This window comes from Pseudomonas sp. LBUM1672 (assembly GCF_059695655.1).
The window spans coordinates 1361833-1379174 of record NZ_CP166781.1; the positions used below are offsets into that span (position 1 = coordinate 1361833).

17 protein-coding genes are annotated in these 17342 nt (G+C 60.2%); 7 read left to right on the forward strand and 10 right to left on the reverse strand.

The window, feature by feature from the left end; genetic code table 11:
- Window positions 1–33 precede the first annotated feature (33 nt).
- From ACA053_RS06070 to pdxH, 4 genes are all read left to right on the forward strand, one after another.
- Complete coding sequence (locus ACA053_RS06070) at window positions 34–2544, forward strand: beta-galactosidase (protein WP_497394734.1); 2511 nt, start codon at window positions 34–36, stop codon at window positions 2542–2544.
- A gap of 215 nt (window positions 2545–2759) precedes the next feature.
- A complete protein-coding gene (locus tag ACA053_RS06075) occupies window positions 2760–3905 on the forward strand; it encodes a serine hydrolase domain-containing protein (protein ID WP_497394735.1) in 1146 nt (381 codons plus the stop codon).
- A 113-nt stretch (window positions 3906–4018) separates the two neighbouring features.
- A complete protein-coding gene (locus ACA053_RS06080) occupies window positions 4019–5143 on the forward strand; it encodes an OmpA family protein (RefSeq protein ID WP_497394736.1) in 1125 nt (374 codons plus the stop codon).
- A 24-nt stretch (window positions 5144–5167) separates the two neighbouring features.
- On the forward strand, window positions 5168–5815 hold the full coding sequence (gene pdxH / locus ACA053_RS06085) for a pyridoxamine 5'-phosphate oxidase (protein ID WP_109628291.1): 648 nt from the start codon (window positions 5168–5170) through the stop codon (window positions 5813–5815).
- A 5-nt stretch (window positions 5816–5820) separates the two neighbouring features.
- On the opposite strand, the gene ACA053_RS06090 is transcribed toward pdxH, so the two are convergent.
- A complete protein-coding gene (locus tag ACA053_RS06090; RefSeq protein WP_497316047.1) occupies window positions 5821–6057 on the reverse strand; it encodes a hypothetical protein in 237 nt (78 codons plus the stop codon).
- A 165-nt stretch (window positions 6058–6222) separates the two neighbouring features.
- On the opposite strand from ACA053_RS06090, the gene ACA053_RS06095 reads away from it, so the two are divergent.
- Window positions 6223–6687: an outer membrane lipoprotein gene (locus tag ACA053_RS06095; protein WP_008056824.1), complete on the forward strand. Its 465-nt coding sequence runs from the start codon at window positions 6223–6225 to the stop codon at window positions 6685–6687.
- A 90-nt stretch (window positions 6688–6777) separates the two neighbouring features.
- Here the strand turns inward: ACA053_RS06095 and ACA053_RS06100 are convergent, their stop codons facing one another.
- From ACA053_RS06100 to nhaA, 3 genes are all read right to left on the reverse strand, one after another.
- Window positions 6778–7083: a colicin E3-like toxin immunity protein gene (locus ACA053_RS06100; RefSeq protein WP_497396134.1), complete on the reverse strand. Its 306-nt coding sequence runs from the start codon at window positions 7081–7083 to the stop codon at window positions 6778–6780.
- Complete coding sequence (locus ACA053_RS06105) at window positions 7040–8266, reverse strand: S-type pyocin domain-containing protein (RefSeq protein ID WP_497394737.1); 1227 nt, start codon at window positions 8264–8266, stop codon at window positions 7040–7042. The genes ACA053_RS06100 and ACA053_RS06105 overlap by 44 nt, the downstream gene beginning before the upstream one ends.
- Window positions 8267–8387: 121 nt before the next feature.
- A complete protein-coding gene (gene nhaA, locus ACA053_RS06110) occupies window positions 8388–9575 on the reverse strand; it encodes a Na+/H+ antiporter NhaA (RefSeq protein ID WP_497394738.1) in 1188 nt (395 codons plus the stop codon).
- A 247-nt stretch (window positions 9576–9822) separates the two neighbouring features.
- On the opposite strand from nhaA, the gene ACA053_RS06115 reads away from it, so the two are divergent.
- Entirely contained in the window at window positions 9823–10920 is a 1098-nt protein-coding gene (locus tag ACA053_RS06115) for a PLP-dependent cysteine synthase family protein (RefSeq protein ID WP_497318191.1), read from the forward strand.
- A gap of 133 nt (window positions 10921–11053) precedes the next feature.
- Here ACA053_RS06115 and ACA053_RS06120 read toward each other — a convergent pair whose 3' ends face one another.
- The 3 genes from ACA053_RS06120 to ACA053_RS06130 form a co-directional block, all read right to left on the reverse strand.
- On the reverse strand, window positions 11054–12667 hold the full coding sequence (locus ACA053_RS06120; protein WP_497316051.1) for an NAD(P)/FAD-dependent oxidoreductase: 1614 nt from the start codon (window positions 12665–12667) through the stop codon (window positions 11054–11056).
- 94 nt (window positions 12668–12761) lie between these two features.
- Window positions 12762–13415 (reverse strand): COG3650 family protein, encoded by a 654-nt coding sequence (locus ACA053_RS06125; RefSeq protein WP_497394739.1) that lies wholly within the window; start codon window positions 13413–13415, stop codon window positions 12762–12764.
- A gap of 59 nt (window positions 13416–13474) precedes the next feature.
- Window positions 13475–14074 carry a short chain dehydrogenase gene (locus tag ACA053_RS06130; protein WP_497394740.1) on the reverse strand — a complete coding sequence of 200 codons (600 nt, stop codon included), beginning with the start codon at window positions 14072–14074 and terminating at the stop codon, window positions 13475–13477.
- Between the two features lie 105 nt (window positions 14075–14179).
- Here ACA053_RS06130 and ACA053_RS06135 point away from each other — a divergent pair, with 105 nt between their 5' ends.
- Window positions 14180–15094, forward strand: a complete 915-nt coding sequence (locus tag ACA053_RS06135; protein ID WP_109628299.1) for a LysR family transcriptional regulator — start codon at window positions 14180–14182, stop codon at window positions 15092–15094.
- A 136-nt stretch (window positions 15095–15230) separates the two neighbouring features.
- Here ACA053_RS06135 and ACA053_RS06140 read toward each other — a convergent pair whose 3' ends face one another.
- The 3 genes from ACA053_RS06140 to bufB are packed head-to-tail and all read right to left on the reverse strand — an operon-like array spanning window position 15231 to window position 17334.
- Window positions 15231–15725, reverse strand: a complete 495-nt coding sequence (locus ACA053_RS06140; RefSeq protein ID WP_497394741.1) for a DoxX family protein — start codon at window positions 15723–15725, stop codon at window positions 15231–15233.
- Window positions 15722–16483 (reverse strand): HvfC/BufC N-terminal domain-containing protein, encoded by a 762-nt coding sequence (locus tag ACA053_RS06145; protein ID WP_497394742.1) that lies wholly within the window; start codon window positions 16481–16483, stop codon window positions 15722–15724. Before ACA053_RS06145 ends, ACA053_RS06140 begins: the two co-directional genes overlap by 4 nt.
- On the reverse strand, window positions 16480–17334 hold the full coding sequence (bufB, locus tag ACA053_RS06150; RefSeq protein WP_497394743.1) for an MNIO family bufferin maturase: 855 nt from the start codon (window positions 17332–17334) through the stop codon (window positions 16480–16482). Before bufB ends, ACA053_RS06145 begins: the two co-directional genes overlap by 4 nt.
- Between the last annotated feature and the right edge of the window lie 8 nt (window positions 17335–17342).

The following is a 17342-nucleotide window of genomic DNA, read 5'->3' on the forward strand; positions in this document are numbered from 1 at the left end:
GCCCACTTGGTCGTTAGGGAGAACCACGTTCCTATGATTCGCCGTTCGTTGCCTGCTGTATTCGCCTTGATCTTCGCAGCCCCGTTGCTGGCAGCCCCTGCCGGCCAACAGACGCTGTTCAACTTTGTGCGCCCCGCTGACGTGGTTCAGGTGGCGACTCAGGATGCCAGCCTGCCGCAATCCAACGCGGAGCAAACGGCCGAAGGCGAAGTGTTGCGTCGGGTGACGTTCAACCCGGTGGCGCAACCGACCTTGCGTCTGACCCCGCAAACCGGCGCTTGGGACTGGTCGCAGTCAGGCGTGATGAGCTTGCGCATCCAGAGCGCGATGGACTGGGCCGTGACCCTGTACGTGAAAATCCAGAGCAACGATGGTAAGACCCTGATCAGTCGGGTCGATTTGCCCGCCGGGCCGGCGCAGACCCTGCTGGTGCCGCTGCAAGCGACTTCGCCGCTCAGCCAGGGCATGAAAGCCGGGCCGCCGATGCCGATGACGTTTGACGGCCAACGCGTGTTGCTGGCCAGCAGCGCCGGTGAACTGGATCGCAGCCAGGTGGTGTCGGTGACATTGTCGATGGACCAGCCGAAAGTGGCCCAAAGCATCTTGCTTGAGCGCTTCGGCGTGCAGGACGGTGAAGCGGTGACCAAGGCGGCTTATGGCGGTCTGGTGGACGCCTACGGTCAATCGACCCGGGCCAAATGGCCGGAGAAGGTCAGTAGCGATGAGCAACTGAAAAGCGCCGCCGCCAAGGAGCTGCAACAGACGAACACCTGGCTCGCCGAGCGCCAGAAGTTGTCCCTGGACAAGTTCGGCGGCTGGAGCAAAGGCCCGGCGTTCAAGGCCAGCGGCTTTTTTCGCACTGAAAAGCGTGACGGTCGCTGGTACCTGGTGACCCCGGAAGGACATCCGTTCTATTCGCTCGGGGTCAACACCGTTACCCCGGACGTCAACCAGACCTACATCGCCGGCCGTGAGTGGATGTTCGAATCCCTGCCAAAACCGGAGGAGCCGTTGGCCAGCCATTTTGGCGAAGGCGACAACCGTGGCGGCAACGGCGCCGACCAGGGCCGTGGCTACAACGCCGGGCGCTGGTACGATTTCTATGGCGCTAACTTGCAGCGCCTGTATGGCGCGCCATGCGTGCTGGGCAGCGACACCAAGGCGGGCGTTGCCGAAGCGGCCAAGGCTGACGCGGTCGAGGCCACGGCCGATAAGGCCGCCGAGCAACCTGTCGTGCCTACGACTGCCGAATCCGGCGTCGCCGAAGCCGCCAAGACCGGTGCCGAGGAAGCGACCGTCGCCAAAGCCGTTGAGCAAAAACCTGCTGAGCCCTGCAAAGCAGTGGTAGATGAAAAACGCTGGACCAACCACACCCTGGATCGCTTGCAAGCCTGGGGGTTCAACACCATCGGCAACTGGAGCGCCCCGGCGTTGGCCAATGCTGATCGCGTGCCGTACACCTTGCCGCTGTCGATCGTCGGCGATTACGCCAGCATCAGCACCGGCACCGACTGGTGGGGCGGCATGCCCGATCCGTTTGACCCACGCTTTGCCATGGCCACCGAACGCGCCGTGGCCATCGCTGCCCGCGACCATCGCGACGATCCCTGGCTGATCGGTTACTTCGCCGACAACGAACTGGCCTGGGCCGGTCCCGGCGACGATCCGAAAGCCCGTTACGCATTGGCCTACGGCACGTTAAAAATGACCACCGACGTGCCGGCCAAGCGTGCGTTCCTCAAGCAATTGCGCGACAAGTACCGCAATCAGGCCGGCCTTTCCAAGGCGTGGGGCATCGACTTGCCCGCCTGGGAATTGATGGAAGACCCGGGCTTCGTTCCGCCGCTGCCGAGCGCTGAGTACCCGGAGATCGAGGCCGACTTCAAGTACTTCCAGAAGGTCTTCGCCGATACCTACTTCAAGACCCTCTCCGATTCGCTCAAGTGGCACGCGCCGAACCAGCTGTTGCTGGGCGGTCGCTTCGCCCTCAGCACCCCGGAAGCCGTGGAGTCCTGCGCGCAGTATTGCGACGTGGTGAGTTTCAACATGTACACCCTGAAACCGCAGGACGGCTATGACTTTGCCAAATTGCGCAGCCTGGACAAACCGGTGCTGATCACCGAGTTCAATGTCGGCTCGACGGATCGCGGCCCGTTCTGGGGAGGCGTGACTCAACTGGTCAAAGAAGAAGACCGTGGCCCGGCGTATGCCAACTTCCTCAAACAGGCGCTGATCGAACCTTCGATTGTCGGTGTGCACTGGTTCCAGTACCTCGATCAACCGGTGACAGGCCGCCTGCTGGATGGCGAGAACGGTCACTTTGGCTTGGTGGGCATTACCGATCTGCCGTTCCAGGGCTTCGTCGACAGCGTGCGCAAGAGCAACCTGGCGACCGTCGATCAGTTGGGTAAAGAGGCCGAGAAGGCCAAGGCTGAAGCGGATAAAGCCAGCCATGAGGGCGAGGGCGGCCGGAAAGCTGACGGCGGCAAAGATGCAGGGAAAGGTGCGGACCATGCGGGCGGGCATTCCGCCAACGGCCACTGATCGCCGATATTCCTGTGGCGAGGGAGCTTGCTCCCGCTGGACTGCGCAGCAATCCCTTTTTTGGGCCGCTTCGCAGCCCAGCGGGAGCAAGCCCCCTCGCCACAAAGGTTCTGATTAATTCTATGGGCGGGTACACCGCCCAGCCCACACCTGTTCCCAAATCCCCCAAGGGCTGGAACAATGCGGACCACTTTGTAGAATTCGGGGAGTTGCGGGTGCAGATTCAGGGTCATTACGAGCTTAAGTTCGAAGCCGTACGCGAAGCGTTCGCGGCGTTGTTCGACGATCCTCAGGAACGTGGCGCGGCGTTGTGCATCCGGGTCGGTGGCGAAACCGTACTCGACCTCTGGGCCGGTACTTCCGACAAGGATGGCCTTGAAGCCTGGCACAGCGACACCATCGCCAACCTGTTCTCCTGCACCAAGACCTTCACCGCCGTCACTGCCCTGCAACTGGTGGCCGAAGGCAAGCTGCAACTGGACGCCCCGGTGGCCCGCTACTGGCCCGAATTCGCCGCCGCCGGCAAAGAATCCGTCACCTTGCGTCAATTGCTCTGCCATCAGGCCGGCGTGCCGGCGCTGCGCGAGTTGCTGGCGCCAGAAGCGCTTTACGACTGGCACACCATGGTCGATGCCCTGGCGGCCGAAACGCCGTGGTGGACACCGGGTCAAGGCCACGGTTACGCCGCGATCACCTATGGCTGGCTGGTGGGCGAATTGCTGCGCCGTGCCGACGGTCGTGGGCCAGGCGCATCGATCGTGGCGCGGGTCGCGAAGCCTTTGGGGCTGGATTTCCATGTCGGCTTGGCCGACGAAGAGTTCCACCGCGTGGCGCACATTGCCCGCGGCAAGGGCAACGTTGGCGATGCCGCGGCCCAGCGCTTGCTGCAAGTGACCATGCGCGAGCCGACCGCCATGACCACCCGGGCGTTCACCAACCCGCCGTCGATCATGACCAGCACCAACAAGCCCGAATGGCGCCGGATGCAACAACCGGCTGCCAATGGCCACGGCAACGCCCGTAGCCTCGCGGGTTTCTACGCCGGCCTGCTCGACGGCAGCCTGCTGGAAAGCGAGATGCTCGAGGAGCTGACCCGCGAACACAGCCTTGGCGACGACAAGACTTTATTGACCCGGACCCGTTTTGGCCTGGGTTGCATGCTCGATCAACCGGAGGTTCCGAATGCGACCTATGGCCTCGGCCCACGGGCATTCGGCCATCCGGGCGCTGGCGGCTCCATCGGTTTTGCTGACCCGGAACACGATGTGGCCTTCGGATTTGTGACAAACACCCTGGGGCCGTACGTCTTGATGGATCCGCGCGCGCAAAAGCTTGCACGGGTACTGGCCACTTGTCTGTAAAACGCACTCTCGGGCTCCAGGGCCGGAACCCGAAGGCTTTTATGTTTTCCAAGCGTCTGTTTATCCGGGTCACGCCGGCCTGATTTTTTATGACTTCATTTTGTGGATATCCAATGTCATTCAATAAAACCACCCTTGCCTTGGCCCTGTGTGTTGCTATCACAGGTTGTGCACAGACCCCACAAAGTGATTCGGATGGCAGCAGCTGGTGGCCGTTTGGCTCCTCCGACAAAGTCGCGGCGAAAGAGCCAGCCCCAACTTCTGCTCCAGCCCCTTTGAAACCTGCCGTCGCCGCTCCAGTGGCCAAGGCTGAAAGCTCCAGCCCTTGGTACTGGCCGTTCGGCTCCGATGAAGTGCTCGACAAGAAACCGGAAGTAAAATCCGCAGCCAAGCCAGTCGAAGCTGCCAAACCGGTTGAAGTGGCCAAGGCTGAAGCCGATGCCGGTGGCAAATGGTGGTGGCCGTTCGGTGGTAAAGATCAACCGACCGCCAAAGCCGTACCGATGCCGGATCCTAAAGTCACCCAAGCCTGGCTCGACGATTACGAACCACGCCTGCGTGAAGCGATCAAGGACAGCAACCTGCAACTCGAGCGCCGTGAAAACGTATTGGTCGTGACCGCGCCGGTAGAGGGCTCGTTCAACCCGGACCGTCCAGCGATGCTGCTGCCGGTGACCCTCGGCCCGTTCACTCGCGTCGCGAAAATCCTGGAAGTCGATCCAAAGACCGCCGTATTGGTACTGGGTCACAGCGACACCTCGGGCGCCGCACCGGCCAACGTCAAACTGAGCCAGGAGCGTGCACAATCCGTCGCCGCGATCTTCCGCCTCAGCGGTTTGCAACGTGATCGTCTGATGCTGCGCGGCATGGGCGGTGAAGCCCCTCGTGCAGCCAACGACAGCAATGAAGGTCGAGCCTTGAACCGTCGTGTGGAGTTGCTGGTGACCCCGCAAAACACCATGGTTGCGCTGCTGAGCAAGTACAACATGCCGGCGCCGGCGCCTGTTCGTCTGGTCGCTGCCCAGGACGTCAAACCAGTGGTCAAGCCTGTCACTCCAGCACCTGCAGCGAAAAAAGCGGCTGTACCTGCTGTGAAAAAAGCCCCGGCCAAGAAAGCCGCCAAGGCTCCAGCGAAGAAAACACCGGCTAAAACCGCAACCCCGGCGAAAAAGACTGCCCCGGCAAAAGCCGCCGCCGCTGACAAGAAAGTCGTTGCTGCCGATGCTGTGAAAAAGTAATTCGTTAACCAAAAGGAATGCGCCATGACCCAGGGCCTGGCTGATATGCGTCGCGACTACACCCGTGATGGCCTGACCGAGGCGCAAGCCCCGGCCGAGCCGTTCGGGCTGTTCCATCAATGGTTCGCCGACGCGGTGAAAACCGAGCAACCGCCGGTGGAGGCCAATGCCATGACCCTGGCCACGGTCGATCAGGACGGTCGACCGCATTGCCGCATTCTGCTGCTCAAGGGCCTGGACGAGGAGGGCTTCACCTTCTTCACCAACTACGACAGCGCCAAAGGCCAGCATCTGGCGGCGAACCCGTTCGCCGCCATGACGTTTTTCTGGCCGACCCTGGAGCGTCAGGTGCGCATTGAAGGGCGGGTGGTGAAGGTCACGGCTGAAGAGTCAGACGCCTATTTCCAGGTCCGCCCGCTGGGCAGTCGTCTCGGTGCCTGGGCTTCGCCCCAGAGCCGCGTGATCGCCGATCGTGCTGAACTGGAAGCGCTGCTCAAGAACACCGAGCAACGTTTCAGCGACACTCAACCGCACTGCCCGGAACATTGGGGCGGTTACCGCTTGCTACCCGAGCGCATCGAGTTCTGGCAAGGCCGTCCGAGCCGCCTGCACGATCGCCTCAACTACCGTTTGCAAGGCGCCAACTGGATTCTTGAACGTCTGGCACCTTAAGCAGTCTACCGATGGGGATAGCCTGCCGCAGCGGCTTCAAGCCACTGGGGCAGGTCCCGGCGCTTGATCTTCTGCGCCTGGGCGCGGGCCAGTTGCTCGAGCATGAACGCTTTTTTCTGCTCGTCTTTACCCGCCAGTGCCAACGCCAGATCGCGGTCCATCCAGCGTTTGATCCGCATGTACAGCCACCAGTGGAAGTACAAACCGGCGACAGTGGTGACGACAATGATGAAGTAATCCATGAAAATCCTTGGGTCAGTGGCGCAGATTTTTCAGTTTGCCGCTACTGTGTGGTGAGTCCGAGGCGCCTGTACCGGGCCTGAATGAAACCATTTTTATCCCGGCGATGCCGTGACAGGCGTCAAGCTGCGGAGTTTAATGAATACCTGTCCTTTGGAGTTGATGCTATGCGTAAGTCTGTTCTGCTGGTTGCTTCCTTTTCCACGATGGCGATGTTGCTCACCGGCTGCCAATCCAGTCTGACCGGTGACTCCTACTCCCGTGACGAAGCGCGTCGTGTGCAGACGATTCGCATGGGCACCATCGAAGCGTTGCGCCCGGTGAAAATCGAAGGCACCAAGACCCCTATCGGCGGCGCAGCGGGCGCAGTGGTCGGCGGCGTCGGCGGTAGCGCTATCGGTGGTGGTAAAGGCAGCATCGTCGCTGCTGTCATCGGCGCCGTCGCTGGCGGCCTGCTCGGTTCGGCCACCGAAGAAGGCCTGACCCGCACCCAAGGCGTTGAAATCACCGTCCGCGAAGACGACGGCAGCATGCGCGCTTATGTGCAACAGGTTCAGGAGAACGAAGTGTTCCGTGTAGGCGAGCGGGTGCGGATTGCTACTGTGGATGGCACGAGCCGCGTTTCGCACTAAGCGGGAACGAGCGGTAAAAGAAAACCCCGACCGGGTGACTGGTCGGGGTTTTTTGTGTCTGCTGCCATCGCCGCCAGCGTTATTTTTCGATTACCAATTTTCGCGGTAGTCAAAAGAGATTTGGTAGTCACAATCGGTAATTTCAATCGTGTGGCGAAAGTAAGGTTGGATAGTGGCGACCCATTGGCTAACAACATTAAAACCTCCGTTGTTAATGTTGTTCTCTACAGGGATTCCGAGAGCATTAAGTATTGATTCATCATCGCCCAGATCATCAGAGAACTCTTCGCCTTGAAAATTTTCCGTTTGCTTGTCAAACCATTCCAGCCTTAGTTTTAATCCCATCGTTGTCTCACAAGTATTTTTTAGGAATGTTTCGTTTAGATTGAGCATCATCACGTCGCTCACCTGTTACAGGATCAAACGCTCCCAGGTGGCTGCCATCACTTGCGCGGTACTCTTCCAGCTCGCCATGCATAGAGTCCCACTCATAGATCTTTTTACCTTTCGCATCTGTCCACCTCGGTCTTAACCCCCCACCCCCTAGTACAGGGTTCATTTTCTTGGCTGGTTTAAGGCCAGGAAATGCAATGATTTCTTCTGTCTTCGGTACTGGATGGTAGCTGTGACCTGCATCTGGCAAACCTTTACGAGGAGTACTGAGGACAATATAAACCGGCTTCACCCCCGAATTCGCCGGAAACACAAGAATGAAATCCTTGTAATCAGGCGGATAAACCGGATCGACGATGATGCTGTCAGCCGCTTCCGTCGGTGGATACACCCAAATATGCGGCGCTTGCGGTGCTGCTTCTAAAGCGGGAATGCCAAGGATGTCCGAACCATCTACAGCCGGTGTCCAGATCAGCTCAACCCCATCCCCTAGATCCGCCACCTGCTGACTGTCGCGCAACGTGAACTGCACAACATCAACCATTTCCCAGCCGCGGTTCTTGCCGGTGTAGAAGGCGTAGCCCTTGAGACTGCCATCAGCCTGTTGCTCGACCTGAAGGCGAACGCGGGTGCGGGCCTGTTTCAGGGCGCGCAGTTGATCTTCGGTATAGAGCGCGCTATCGCTCAGGCTCGGGGTCCAGAACAGCGCGACCACCGTGGCCAATGCAGCAGTCCCGGCAGCGCCGATTGCCGCGACCGGAGCAGCGAGCGCCGGAGCACTGAGTGCAAGTCGGCCAATGCCAAGCGAGACGGTACTGCCGCTGATGGTTTCAAGATTCAGCAGCCCGGCATCGTCTGCTTTTCGAGCGCCGAGCCAGGCGATTTCCCCGTAATCCTTGAGGCTGTCGGTGGGCACCATGCCCGAAGGATTCGAATAATCGATGATGGCGTCCGGCAGCTTGCAGGACTTGGCGAAGACGCATCCGGCACGAACGGACTCATCCTTTTTGGCGACGACCTCACGACTGCGCTCGAAGGCATCTTGCCTGGCGAGCATCGCATCGTAAGCGTTTTGTCGGGCGTCCCGCTCGGCCAGTTCGGTGGCCGTCATGAAGCGGTGGGTGACGTGATGTCCGTCGCCGGACGGCGGGTTTTTAACCCTGGGGATATCCTTGTTGCCAGCCACTGATCTTCCTTGCGTTCGTCCATCGACAGCCCCCAAACAAGGGGCTGTGCGACGTTAACGAACAAGGTCAAACGTGGCTGTAGGACGAATCCTGAATGTCGTTAAGAGTGTTCTCTATCACTCAGGATTGCAGCGCGGTGCGCTTGCGGCTCGCTGCCGCCGTCACCGCATAACCGATCAATGCCGCCAGAATCGAACCGGTCAAAATGCCCATCCGGTCCATCCCGGCGTATTCACTGACACCCGGTTCAAAGGCCAGGGAGCCGACAAACAAACTCATGGTGAAACCGATCCCGCAGAGGATCGCCACACCCAGCACCTGGCCCCAGTTGGCGCCTTGGGGCAGGGCGGCGATGCCGATTTTCACGGCCAGCCAGGTCAGGCCGAACACACCAAGTGTTTTGCCCAGCAGCAGGCCCACGGCAATGCCCATCGGCACATGGTGGGTGAAGCTTTCCATGGTCACGCCGCTCAGGGACAAGCCGGCGTTGGCGAAGGCGAACAGCGGCAGGATGCCGTAGGCCACCCACGGGTGCAGGGCGTGTTCGAGGGTCAGCAGCGGTGACGGCTCGGCGTTTTTCGTGCGCAATGGAATGCAGAACGCCAGGGTCACACCGGCCAGTGTCGCGTGGACGCCGCTCTTGAGCACACAGACCCAGAGGATCAAGCCAATGATCATGTACGGCCCGAGCTTGACCACGCCAAGCCGGTTCATCGCGATCAGCGCGACGATGCAGGTTGCGGCCAATGCCAGGGAAAGTGTCGACAGCGTGCCGGAATAGAAGATCGCAATGACGATGATGGCGCCGAGGTCATCGATGATCGCGAGGGTCATCAGGAACAGTTTCAGCGACACCGGCACACGCTTGCCGAGCAGGGCGAGGACGCCGAGGGCGAAGGCGATGTCGGTGGCCATCGGGATCGCCCAGCCATTCAGGGCGGCCGGGTTGTCACGATTCAAAAACCAGTAGAGCAGCGCGGGAACCACCATGCCGCCAATCGCTGCGGCGCCGGGCAGGACGATTTGCGAAGGTTTCGTCAGTTGCCCATCGAGGACTTCGCGCTTCACTTCCAGGCCGATCAGCAGGAAGAACAGGGCCATCAGGCCGTCGTTGATCCACAGCAGCGCCGGTTTGGCGATTTGCAGCGCACCGACCTGCGCCACCACCGGCGTGTCCAGAAAACTGCTGTACAGCCACGACAACGGGGAGTTGTTGATGATCAGGGCCAGGGCTGCAGCGGTGATCAATAACAGACCGCTGGCAGCTTCCAACTGAAAGAAACGCGTGAAAGTGCTACGCAGAGGCAAGGTCGCTCTCCATCGAATAATCAAAAAGGTGGCACACCCTAACCGGTACCGTTAGTTGTTAAAATAAAATTTATATTCTTTTTTGTTATATGCCGTTGCAACGCGAAGGGCAGACACGGACCTGAGCCTAGCAGTTGCCAGACGTATTGGGCCTCAGCTGTATCTGTGCTTCACGTGGGATTTTTCCTAAGCTTATTGGCTGAGCCCTGCGACAAGGCCGACTCTTGTCCGATTCAACGAGAAAACCATCATGAGCGACAACCGACAGTGGGCCCGCGAAGCCATACGGATCATTGAGGCCGACTTCCAGCGCAGCGCCGATACCCACCTGATCCCCTTGCCGCTTCCGGGTTTTCCGGGCATCGAGCTGTATTTCAAGGATGAGTCCAGCCATCCCACCGGCAGCCTCAAGCACCGGCTGGCGCGCTCGTTGTTCCTCTATGCCTTGTGTAACGGCTGGCTCAAACCCGGTGCGCCGGTGATTGAAGCGTCCAGTGGTTCGACGGCGATTTCCGAGGCCTACTTCGCAAGGTTGCTGGGATTGCCGTTCATTGCGGTAATGCCGGCGACCACGTCCAAAGAGAAGATCGCGCAGATCGCTTTCTATGGCGGCAAGAGTCATCTGGTCGACGATCCGACGCAAATCTATGCCGAGTCCGAGCGTCTGGCTCGCGAACACGACGGGCATTTCATTGACCAGTTCACCTACGCCGAACGCGCCACCGACTGGCGGGCGAACAACAACATCGCCGAGTCGATCTTCCAGCAAATGCGTTTCGAACAGCACCCGGAACCGAGCTGGCTGATTTCCAGCCCCGGCACCGGCGGCACCACCGCGACCCTCGGCCGATACGTGCGTTATCGCCAGCATTGCACCCGCGTGCTGTGCGCCGATGCCGAGCGTTCGGTGTTCTTCGATTACTACAAGACGGGCGATGCCACGTTGCGACTGGATCACGGTTCGCGGATTGAAGGCATTGGCCGGCCACGCGTCGAGGCGTCGTTCCTGCCCAAGGTGATTGATGCGATGGTCAAGGTGCCGGATGCGTTGTCGCTGGCGGCCATGCATTACCTGGCGCAGCATTTGGGGCGGCGTGTCGGCGGGTCGAGCGGAACCAACCTGATCGGCGCCTTGATGGCAGCTCAGCAGATGGCGGTAGCGGGGGAGTCGGGGTCGATCGTGGCGATTCTGTGCGACGGCGGCGAGCGTTATGAGACCAGCTATTATGATCAGGACTGGCTCAAGGCCCAGGGTTATGAGTTGAGTGGGTTGATGGATGTTGTGGCGGCGAGTGTGGAGCGCGGTGAGGCTTTGCCAGCCACCGTGCTGCGCGCCAATATCTGACACACCAAAAACCAATGTGGGAGCGGGCTTGCTCGCGAATACGATAGATCAATCAACATCTCTGTTGAATGAGAATCCGCTTCGCGAGCAAGCCCGCTCCCACAGGGTTATTTGGTGTGTCAGGAGATGTCGATCAGGCCTCAAGGCCGAGGATGTCGCGAGCCACGGCTTCGGCAATCCGAATCCCGTCGACACCCGCCGACAGAATCCCGCCTGCATAACCCGCACCTTCACCCGCCGGGAACAGACCTTTCACGTTCAGGCTCTGCATCGACTCGTTACGGGTAATCCGTAATGGTGACGACGTACGTGTCTCGATCCCGGTCAACACCGCGTCATGCAGCGAGTAACCGCGAATCTGCTTCTCGAATGCCGGCAAGGCTTCACGAATGGCTTCGATGGCGAATGCCGGCAGTGCCAGCGCCAGATCACCCAAGGCAACGCCCGGCTTGTAGGACGGTTCAACACTGCCCAACTCGGTGGACGGCTTGCCCGCAATGAAGTCGCCCACCAGTTGCGCTGGTGCTTCGTAGTTGCTGCCACCCAGCACGTAAGCGTGGGATTCCAGGCGTTCCTGCAACTCGATACCCGCCAGCGGGCCGCCCGGGTAGTCGACTTCCGGGGTGATCCCGACGACGATCCCGGAGTTGGCGTTGCGCTCGTTACGCGAGTATTGGCTCATGCCGTTGGTGACCACGCGGCCCGGCTCGGACGTCGCCGCCACCACGGTGCCGCCCGGGCACATGCAGAAGCTGTACACCGAGCGACCGTTCTTGGCGTGGTGCACCAGTTTGTAGTCGGCCGCCCCGAGTTTCGGGTGGCCGGCGTATTTGCCGAGGCGCGCGCGGTCGATCAGCGACTGCGGGTGCTCGATGCGGAAACCCACCGAGAACGGCTTGGCCTCCATGTACACACCACGGCTGTGGAGCATGCGGAAGGTGTCCCGGGCGCTGTGGCCCAAGGCCAGAATCACGTGTTTCGAATGAATCTGTTCGCCGCCATTGAGCTCGACGCCGATCAGTTGGCCGTCCTCGATCAACACGTCGGTGACCCGCTGCTGGAAGCGTACTTCGCCGCCCAGCGCGCGAATCTGCTCACGCATGTTTTCCACAACGCCGGTCAGACGGAACGTACCGATGTGCGGTTTGCTGACGTAGAGGATTTCTTCCGGCGCGCCTGCTTTTACGAACTCATGCAGGACCTTGCGACCGATGAATTTCGGGTCCTTGATCTGACTGTAGAGCTTGCCGTCAGAGAACGTTCCCGCGCCGCCTTCACCAAATTGCACGTTCGACTCGGGGTTGAGCACGCTTTTACGCCACAGGCCCCAGGTGTCTTTGGTGCGCTGGCGGACTTCGGTGCCACGTTCGAGGATGATCGGCTTGAAGCCCATTTGCGCCAGCAGCAGCCCGGCGAAAATCCCGCACGGACCGAAACCCACGACGACAGGACGTTGCTCAAGATCAGCCGGGGCCTGGCCGACCACTTTGTAGCTGACATCCGGCGCTACGTTGACGTTACGGTCATCGGCGAACTTGTGCAGCAATGCGGCCTCATCCTTGGCGGTGAGGTCGATGGTGTAGATGAAGCACAGTTCAGAGGACTTTTTGCGCGCATCGTAGCTGCGCTTGAACAAGGTGAAATCGAGCAGATCATCGCTGGCGATGCCCAGGCGCTGCACGATGGCAGGGCGCAGGTCTTCATCGGGATGGTCGATCGGCAACTTGAGTTCGGTGATTCGTAACATGACAGGATCCGGTTCGCGGGGCGCACAACTGCGCCAAGGCGTTTGAAGGCGGCGATTATAAGCCCCAAACGCCGGTCCCGTGAGGCAAAAACGATCAGTCGTTACGCGAGCCGCCGAAATACCCGCAACCGCGTTGCACCTGGCCATCGATGCGCAGTTCGGCGCTCATGTGCTGGACGCTGCCGGTGCTGCTGTCGACGCAACGTTGCGGCGCAACCCACAGTTCGATGTGCTGGTTATTGGCTTCGGTGCTGAGATTGAAACGGCCATCGCCTAGCTGTTCTTCAACGTACGGCACGGCCAGGGGCGGCTGACCGGCGCGGTCGATGACCATGCCTTTGCCGCTGACCTTGACGTTCCACTCGGGTGAGTGGCCGGCGGCGCGCAGGATCAACAGTTTGAAGTTGGGATCGTCGCAGGCGGTGCCCGAGCGTTCGACGCGGTACAGCTGCTCAAGATCAAGGCGGCTTTCGACGATTCGTCCACGCACGTCGGCAAACAGCTTGCCCTGGGAATCGGCGAGGGTCGCGGCCTCTTGCAGGACGCTGGTGCCGCCGCTGTCATTGACCACATAGCTGCGTTGTTCATTGCACGGCTGGAACAGCAGCTTGCCGTCCGCCGCCGTCAACTGGCCCTGCATGCGGGTCTGGCCCACGTGGGAGGCATTTTCACGCGAGCCCTCCAGCAAACTGCAGGCAGCGAACAACGGAAGCAGGGCAACAAGGACTAAGGAACGGGCAACACGCATCTTTGGCTCTCCAGACAAGTGTCGCCACGTTACGCAGCCTGACCGTTCATCACAAGGGTTTAGCCCACGTGAAAGGTCTGGCCTGTTTGCAGGCCTTCCACACTTTTAGCGTAGGCCAATGCCACATCCGCTGCGGGAACCGGCTTGTAGCCCCGGAAGTACGGCGCGTAACTGCCCATGGCTTCGAGCAGCACGGTCGGGCTGATCGAGTTCACCCGCAAGCCGCGAGGCAGTTCGATGGCCGCTGCACGCACGAAGCTGTCCAGCGCGCCGTTGACCAATGCCGCCGAGGTGCCGCTGCGAATCGGATCGTGGCTGAGCACGCCTGTGGTTAAGGTGAACGAGGCGCCGTCATTGGCGAATTCACGGCCGATCAACAGTAGGTTGACCTGGCCCATCAGCTTGTCTTTGAGGCCCAGCGCAAAGCTTTCTTCGCTCATTTCATCCAGTGGCGCAAAGGTGACATTGCCGGCGGCGCAGACCAGGGCATCGAACTTGCCGGTTTGCTCGAACAGCTTGCGGATCGAGGCGCTGTCGCTGATATCTACATTGAAATCGCCGCTGTTACGGCCGATGCGGATGACTTCATGACGCTGGGACAGCTCCTTGTCGACCGCTGAACCGATGGTGCCGCCTGCGCCTATCAAAAGAATTTTCATCGTGCTGTTCCTCGAAGTGGTTGAACGAGGTTGCAGTCTAGAGTGGTTTTTTCCGTTGATAAGCGCGCTAATAGGCAACCTTTGGTTTTCAAATGGAAACAATCCATGAGCGAGATGGATGATCTGGCGGCGTTTGCGGTGTTGATCGAAGCGGGCAGTTTCACGCTGGCGGCGCAACAATTGGGCTGCAGCAAGGGGCAACTGTCCAAGCGCATCAGCTTGTTGGAAACACGGTTCTGCGTCGTGTTGCTGCAACGCACCACCCGCCGTTTGAGTTTGACGGCGGCCGGCGCGGCACTGTTGCCACAAGCTCAGGCGCTGGTCGTACAAGTCGAGAAGGCGCGTCAGGCATTGGCTCGGTTGAAGGACGATATGGCGGGGCCGGTGCGTATGACGGTGCCAGTTTCGCTGGGGGAAACTTTCTTCGATGGCTTGTTGCTGGAGTTTTCCGGCAAGTACCCCGAAGTGCAGATCGAGCTGGACCTGAGCAACAGCTACCGTGATTTGTCCCGCGACGGTTTTGATCTGGCGGTTCGCGCCGATGTCAGTAATGACGAACGCCTGGTTGCCCGACCGCTGCTGGCCTGGCACGAAATGACCTGCGCCAGCCCGGCCTATCTCGAACAGTACGGCGAGCCGCAGACGCCTCATGCGTTGGCTGAACATCGCTGCCTGCTCAACAGCCATTACAGCGGCCGCGAAGAATGGCTTTATCACCAGCAGCACGAATTGCTACGGGTGCGGGTCTCGGGACCGTTTGCCAGCAATCACTACAGCCTGCTGAAAAAAGCAGCGCTGGCGGGTGCCGGCATTGCGCGGTTGCCTTCTTACCTGCTGCAAGCGGAATTGGCTGACGGACGCTTGCGCTGGCTCCTGCGCGATTATCAGACGCGGAGCATGCCGATGTACCTGGTGCATCCGTATCAGGGCGGCCTGCCGAAACGCACGCAAGTGCTGGCGGACTATCTCATCGACTGGTTCAAGCGCAGCGGCGAGGCGTTGGCGCGTCTTCAGCAATAGCAACCCACCCCTTCAAGTCTAAACATACAAGCGAGCCTGCTCGCGATAGCAGTCTATCAGTCAACATTGATGGCGAATGACACGCCGCTATCGCGAGCAGGCTCGCTCCCACAGGGGACTTCATCGTTCTCGCGTTCTAGCGAGCGTAACGCTTGGCGATCAGGTGATCGATCGACAATTTCCCCGGCCCGGTCGCCATCAGGTACAACAACACCGCCGCCCAGGTGCCGTGGGTTGGGTAGGCATCGGGGTACACGAACAGCTGAATGGTCAGGGTCATGCCCAGCAATGCCAGTGCGGAAAACCGAGTGGCGAAGCCGATCAGGATCAGCATCGGGAAAAAATGTTCGGCGAAGGCGGCCAGGTGCGCTGCCAGTTCCGGCGACAGCAGCGGCACGTGGTACTCGCTCTGGAACAACGGAATGGTCGAGTCCGCCAGATGTGGCACGCCAAGCTGGAAGGAGCCGTCAAACAGGTCGATGGCCAAGCCTTCGACCTTGGTTTGCCCGGACTTCCAGAACACTGCTGCGATGGAAAAGCGCGCGATAAAAGCGATCAGGCTGTGGGGAATCATCTCCAGCAGCGCGATGGCGCGGGCGATGGGGTTCTGCGATTCAGTCCGGATGTTCATGGCGATACCTTGTTGTCATGCAAGTAAGTGATGGCGTTGCGGCTGATCAGCAACGCCAGGGTTTGGCTGAGGTCAAAGGCGGGGGCGGCTTCCAGCGCCTGCATCAGTGACCGGCCGTTTTGCAGGTTCTGGATGAACGCACTGGCACCCTCATCGATGGCGAATACTTCAACGTCCAGGCCATTGCGCAGCACCAGCGCGTGTTGTCCCTGGTGCAGATCAATCCCCGCCAGCGTCGCTTCCTGTTGATGCGCAGCCCAGATCGCGACCACCGCGAAAGCTGAATTCAACAGGTTGATAGAGGGGTGAAGTTGGACAGTGAGCTCGCTCAGGGCTTGCGGATCGGCGAGCGCTGCCGCGATCTGTTCGTGACCCAATGGCTGCGCATCGGCGGCGTGATAGGCCATGACTCGCAGGCGCTCCAACCGAGCGACATCGGCCAGATAAGGCACGCTGTCGGCGGGCGCAAAGCCTTCGATGAAGGCTGCGAAATCATGACCGTAGCCATTCATCAAAGGGCTGCGGGGCGGGGTGTTTTGCACATAGATCCCGGCCATGGCCCGGAAGAACGCCTCTGCGACCAATTGCACAACCACGGGGTAACTGTCCGCGAGCGCGTTGATCAGCGAGCCCTGCACATTGTTGCGATACACCGCGAAACGGCTGGAGGGATCGGCGCCATTTGGGCTGAATAATCCGTCGGGGCAGGGCTGCTCCGGATCGAGCAGGGCGGCCGCGAACTCGGCGTGATTGCTCATGGCCGAACCTCGGCGCACTGCAACAACTCGTCAGCCTGACGTGCTTCGGCGTGCAACACGCTGAAGGCCGGCAGCTGATTGTCGCGTTCGATCAGCGTCGCCATCGGGCCGACACGCTCCAGCACTTGCACGTACAGCGCCCAAACGGCGTTGTCGATGGGCGCGCCGTGATCGTCGATCAGCAGGCGGTCACCGAGGCTGTCGGTGTCTTCGGCAAATCCGGCCAGATGAATCTCACCGACGGCGTGAAGAGGCAGGGCGTCGATGTAGGCCACAGGATCGCGTTGATGATTGATGCTCGACACATAGACGTTGTTCACGTCCAGCAACAACCCGCAACCGGTGCGGCGAATGACTTCGCTGATGAAGTCGGCCTCATCGATCGTCGAGCGCTTGAACGCCAGGTACGTCGCCGGATTTTCCAGCAGCATTGGGCGTTTGAGCGTGGTTTGCATCTGGTCGATATGTTCGCAGACGCGGTTCAGCGTGGCGTTGTCATAGGCCAGCGGCAGCAGGTCATTGAGGAATACCGGGCCATGGCTGGACCAGGCCAGGTGTTCGGAAAAGGAGTGGGGTTGATAGCGCTCGATCAGCTCGGCAAGGCGTTGCAGGTGTTGAATGTCCAGCGGACCTTCGGCACCGATGGACAGCCCGACGCCATGTAGCGACAGCGGATACTGCTCGCGGATCAACCCCAGGTAGTGATGAAACGGGCCGCCGGCCACCATGTAGTTTTCGGCGTGGACTTCGAAGAACCCGATGTCCGGTTGCGAACCGAGCACTTCGCGCAAGTGCCCGGTCTTGAGCCCCAGCCCGGCGCGGGGTGGGAGCCCGAACGTTGATTGGTTCATGGTCGACA

Bases quoted from the DNA above. Each gene is read 5' to 3' on its own strand.
- ACA053_RS06070 (WP_497394734.1), top strand. From the start codon at position 34: ATGATTCGCCGTTCGTTGCCTGCTGTATTCGCCTTGATCTTCGCAGCC.
- ACA053_RS06080 (WP_497394736.1), top strand. From the start codon at position 4,019: ATGTCATTCAATAAAACCACCCTTGCCTTGGCCCTGTGTGTTGCTATC.
- pdxH (WP_109628291.1), top strand. From the start codon at position 5,168: ATGACCCAGGGCCTGGCTGATATGCGTCGCGACTACACCCGTGATGGC.
- ACA053_RS06090 (WP_497316047.1), bottom strand. From the start codon at position 6,057: ATGGATTACTTCATCATTGTCGTCACCACTGTCGCCGGTTTGTACTTC.
- ACA053_RS06095 (WP_008056824.1), top strand. From the start codon at position 6,223: ATGCGTAAGTCTGTTCTGCTGGTTGCTTCCTTTTCCACGATGGCGATG.
- ACA053_RS06100 (WP_497396134.1), bottom strand. From the start codon at position 7,083: ATGATGCTCAATCTAAACGAAACATTCCTAAAAAATACTTGTGAGACA.
- ACA053_RS06120 (WP_497316051.1), bottom strand. From the start codon at position 12,667: ATGTTACGAATCACCGAACTCAAGTTGCCGATCGACCATCCCGATGAA.
- ACA053_RS06125 (WP_497394739.1), bottom strand. From the start codon at position 13,415: ATGCGTGTTGCCCGTTCCTTAGTCCTTGTTGCCCTGCTTCCGTTGTTC.
- ACA053_RS06130 (WP_497394740.1), bottom strand. From the start codon at position 14,074: ATGAAAATTCTTTTGATAGGCGCAGGCGGCACCATCGGTTCAGCGGTC.
- ACA053_RS06135 (WP_109628299.1), top strand. From the start codon at position 14,180: ATGAGCGAGATGGATGATCTGGCGGCGTTTGCGGTGTTGATCGAAGCG.
- ACA053_RS06140 (WP_497394741.1), bottom strand. From the start codon at position 15,725: ATGAACATCCGGACTGAATCGCAGAACCCCATCGCCCGCGCCATCGCG.
- ACA053_RS06145 (WP_497394742.1), bottom strand. From the start codon at position 16,483: ATGAGCAATCACGCCGAGTTCGCGGCCGCCCTGCTCGATCCGGAGCAG.
- bufB (WP_497394743.1), bottom strand. From the start codon at position 17,334: ATGAACCAATCAACGTTCGGGCTCCCACCCCGCGCCGGGCTGGGGCTC.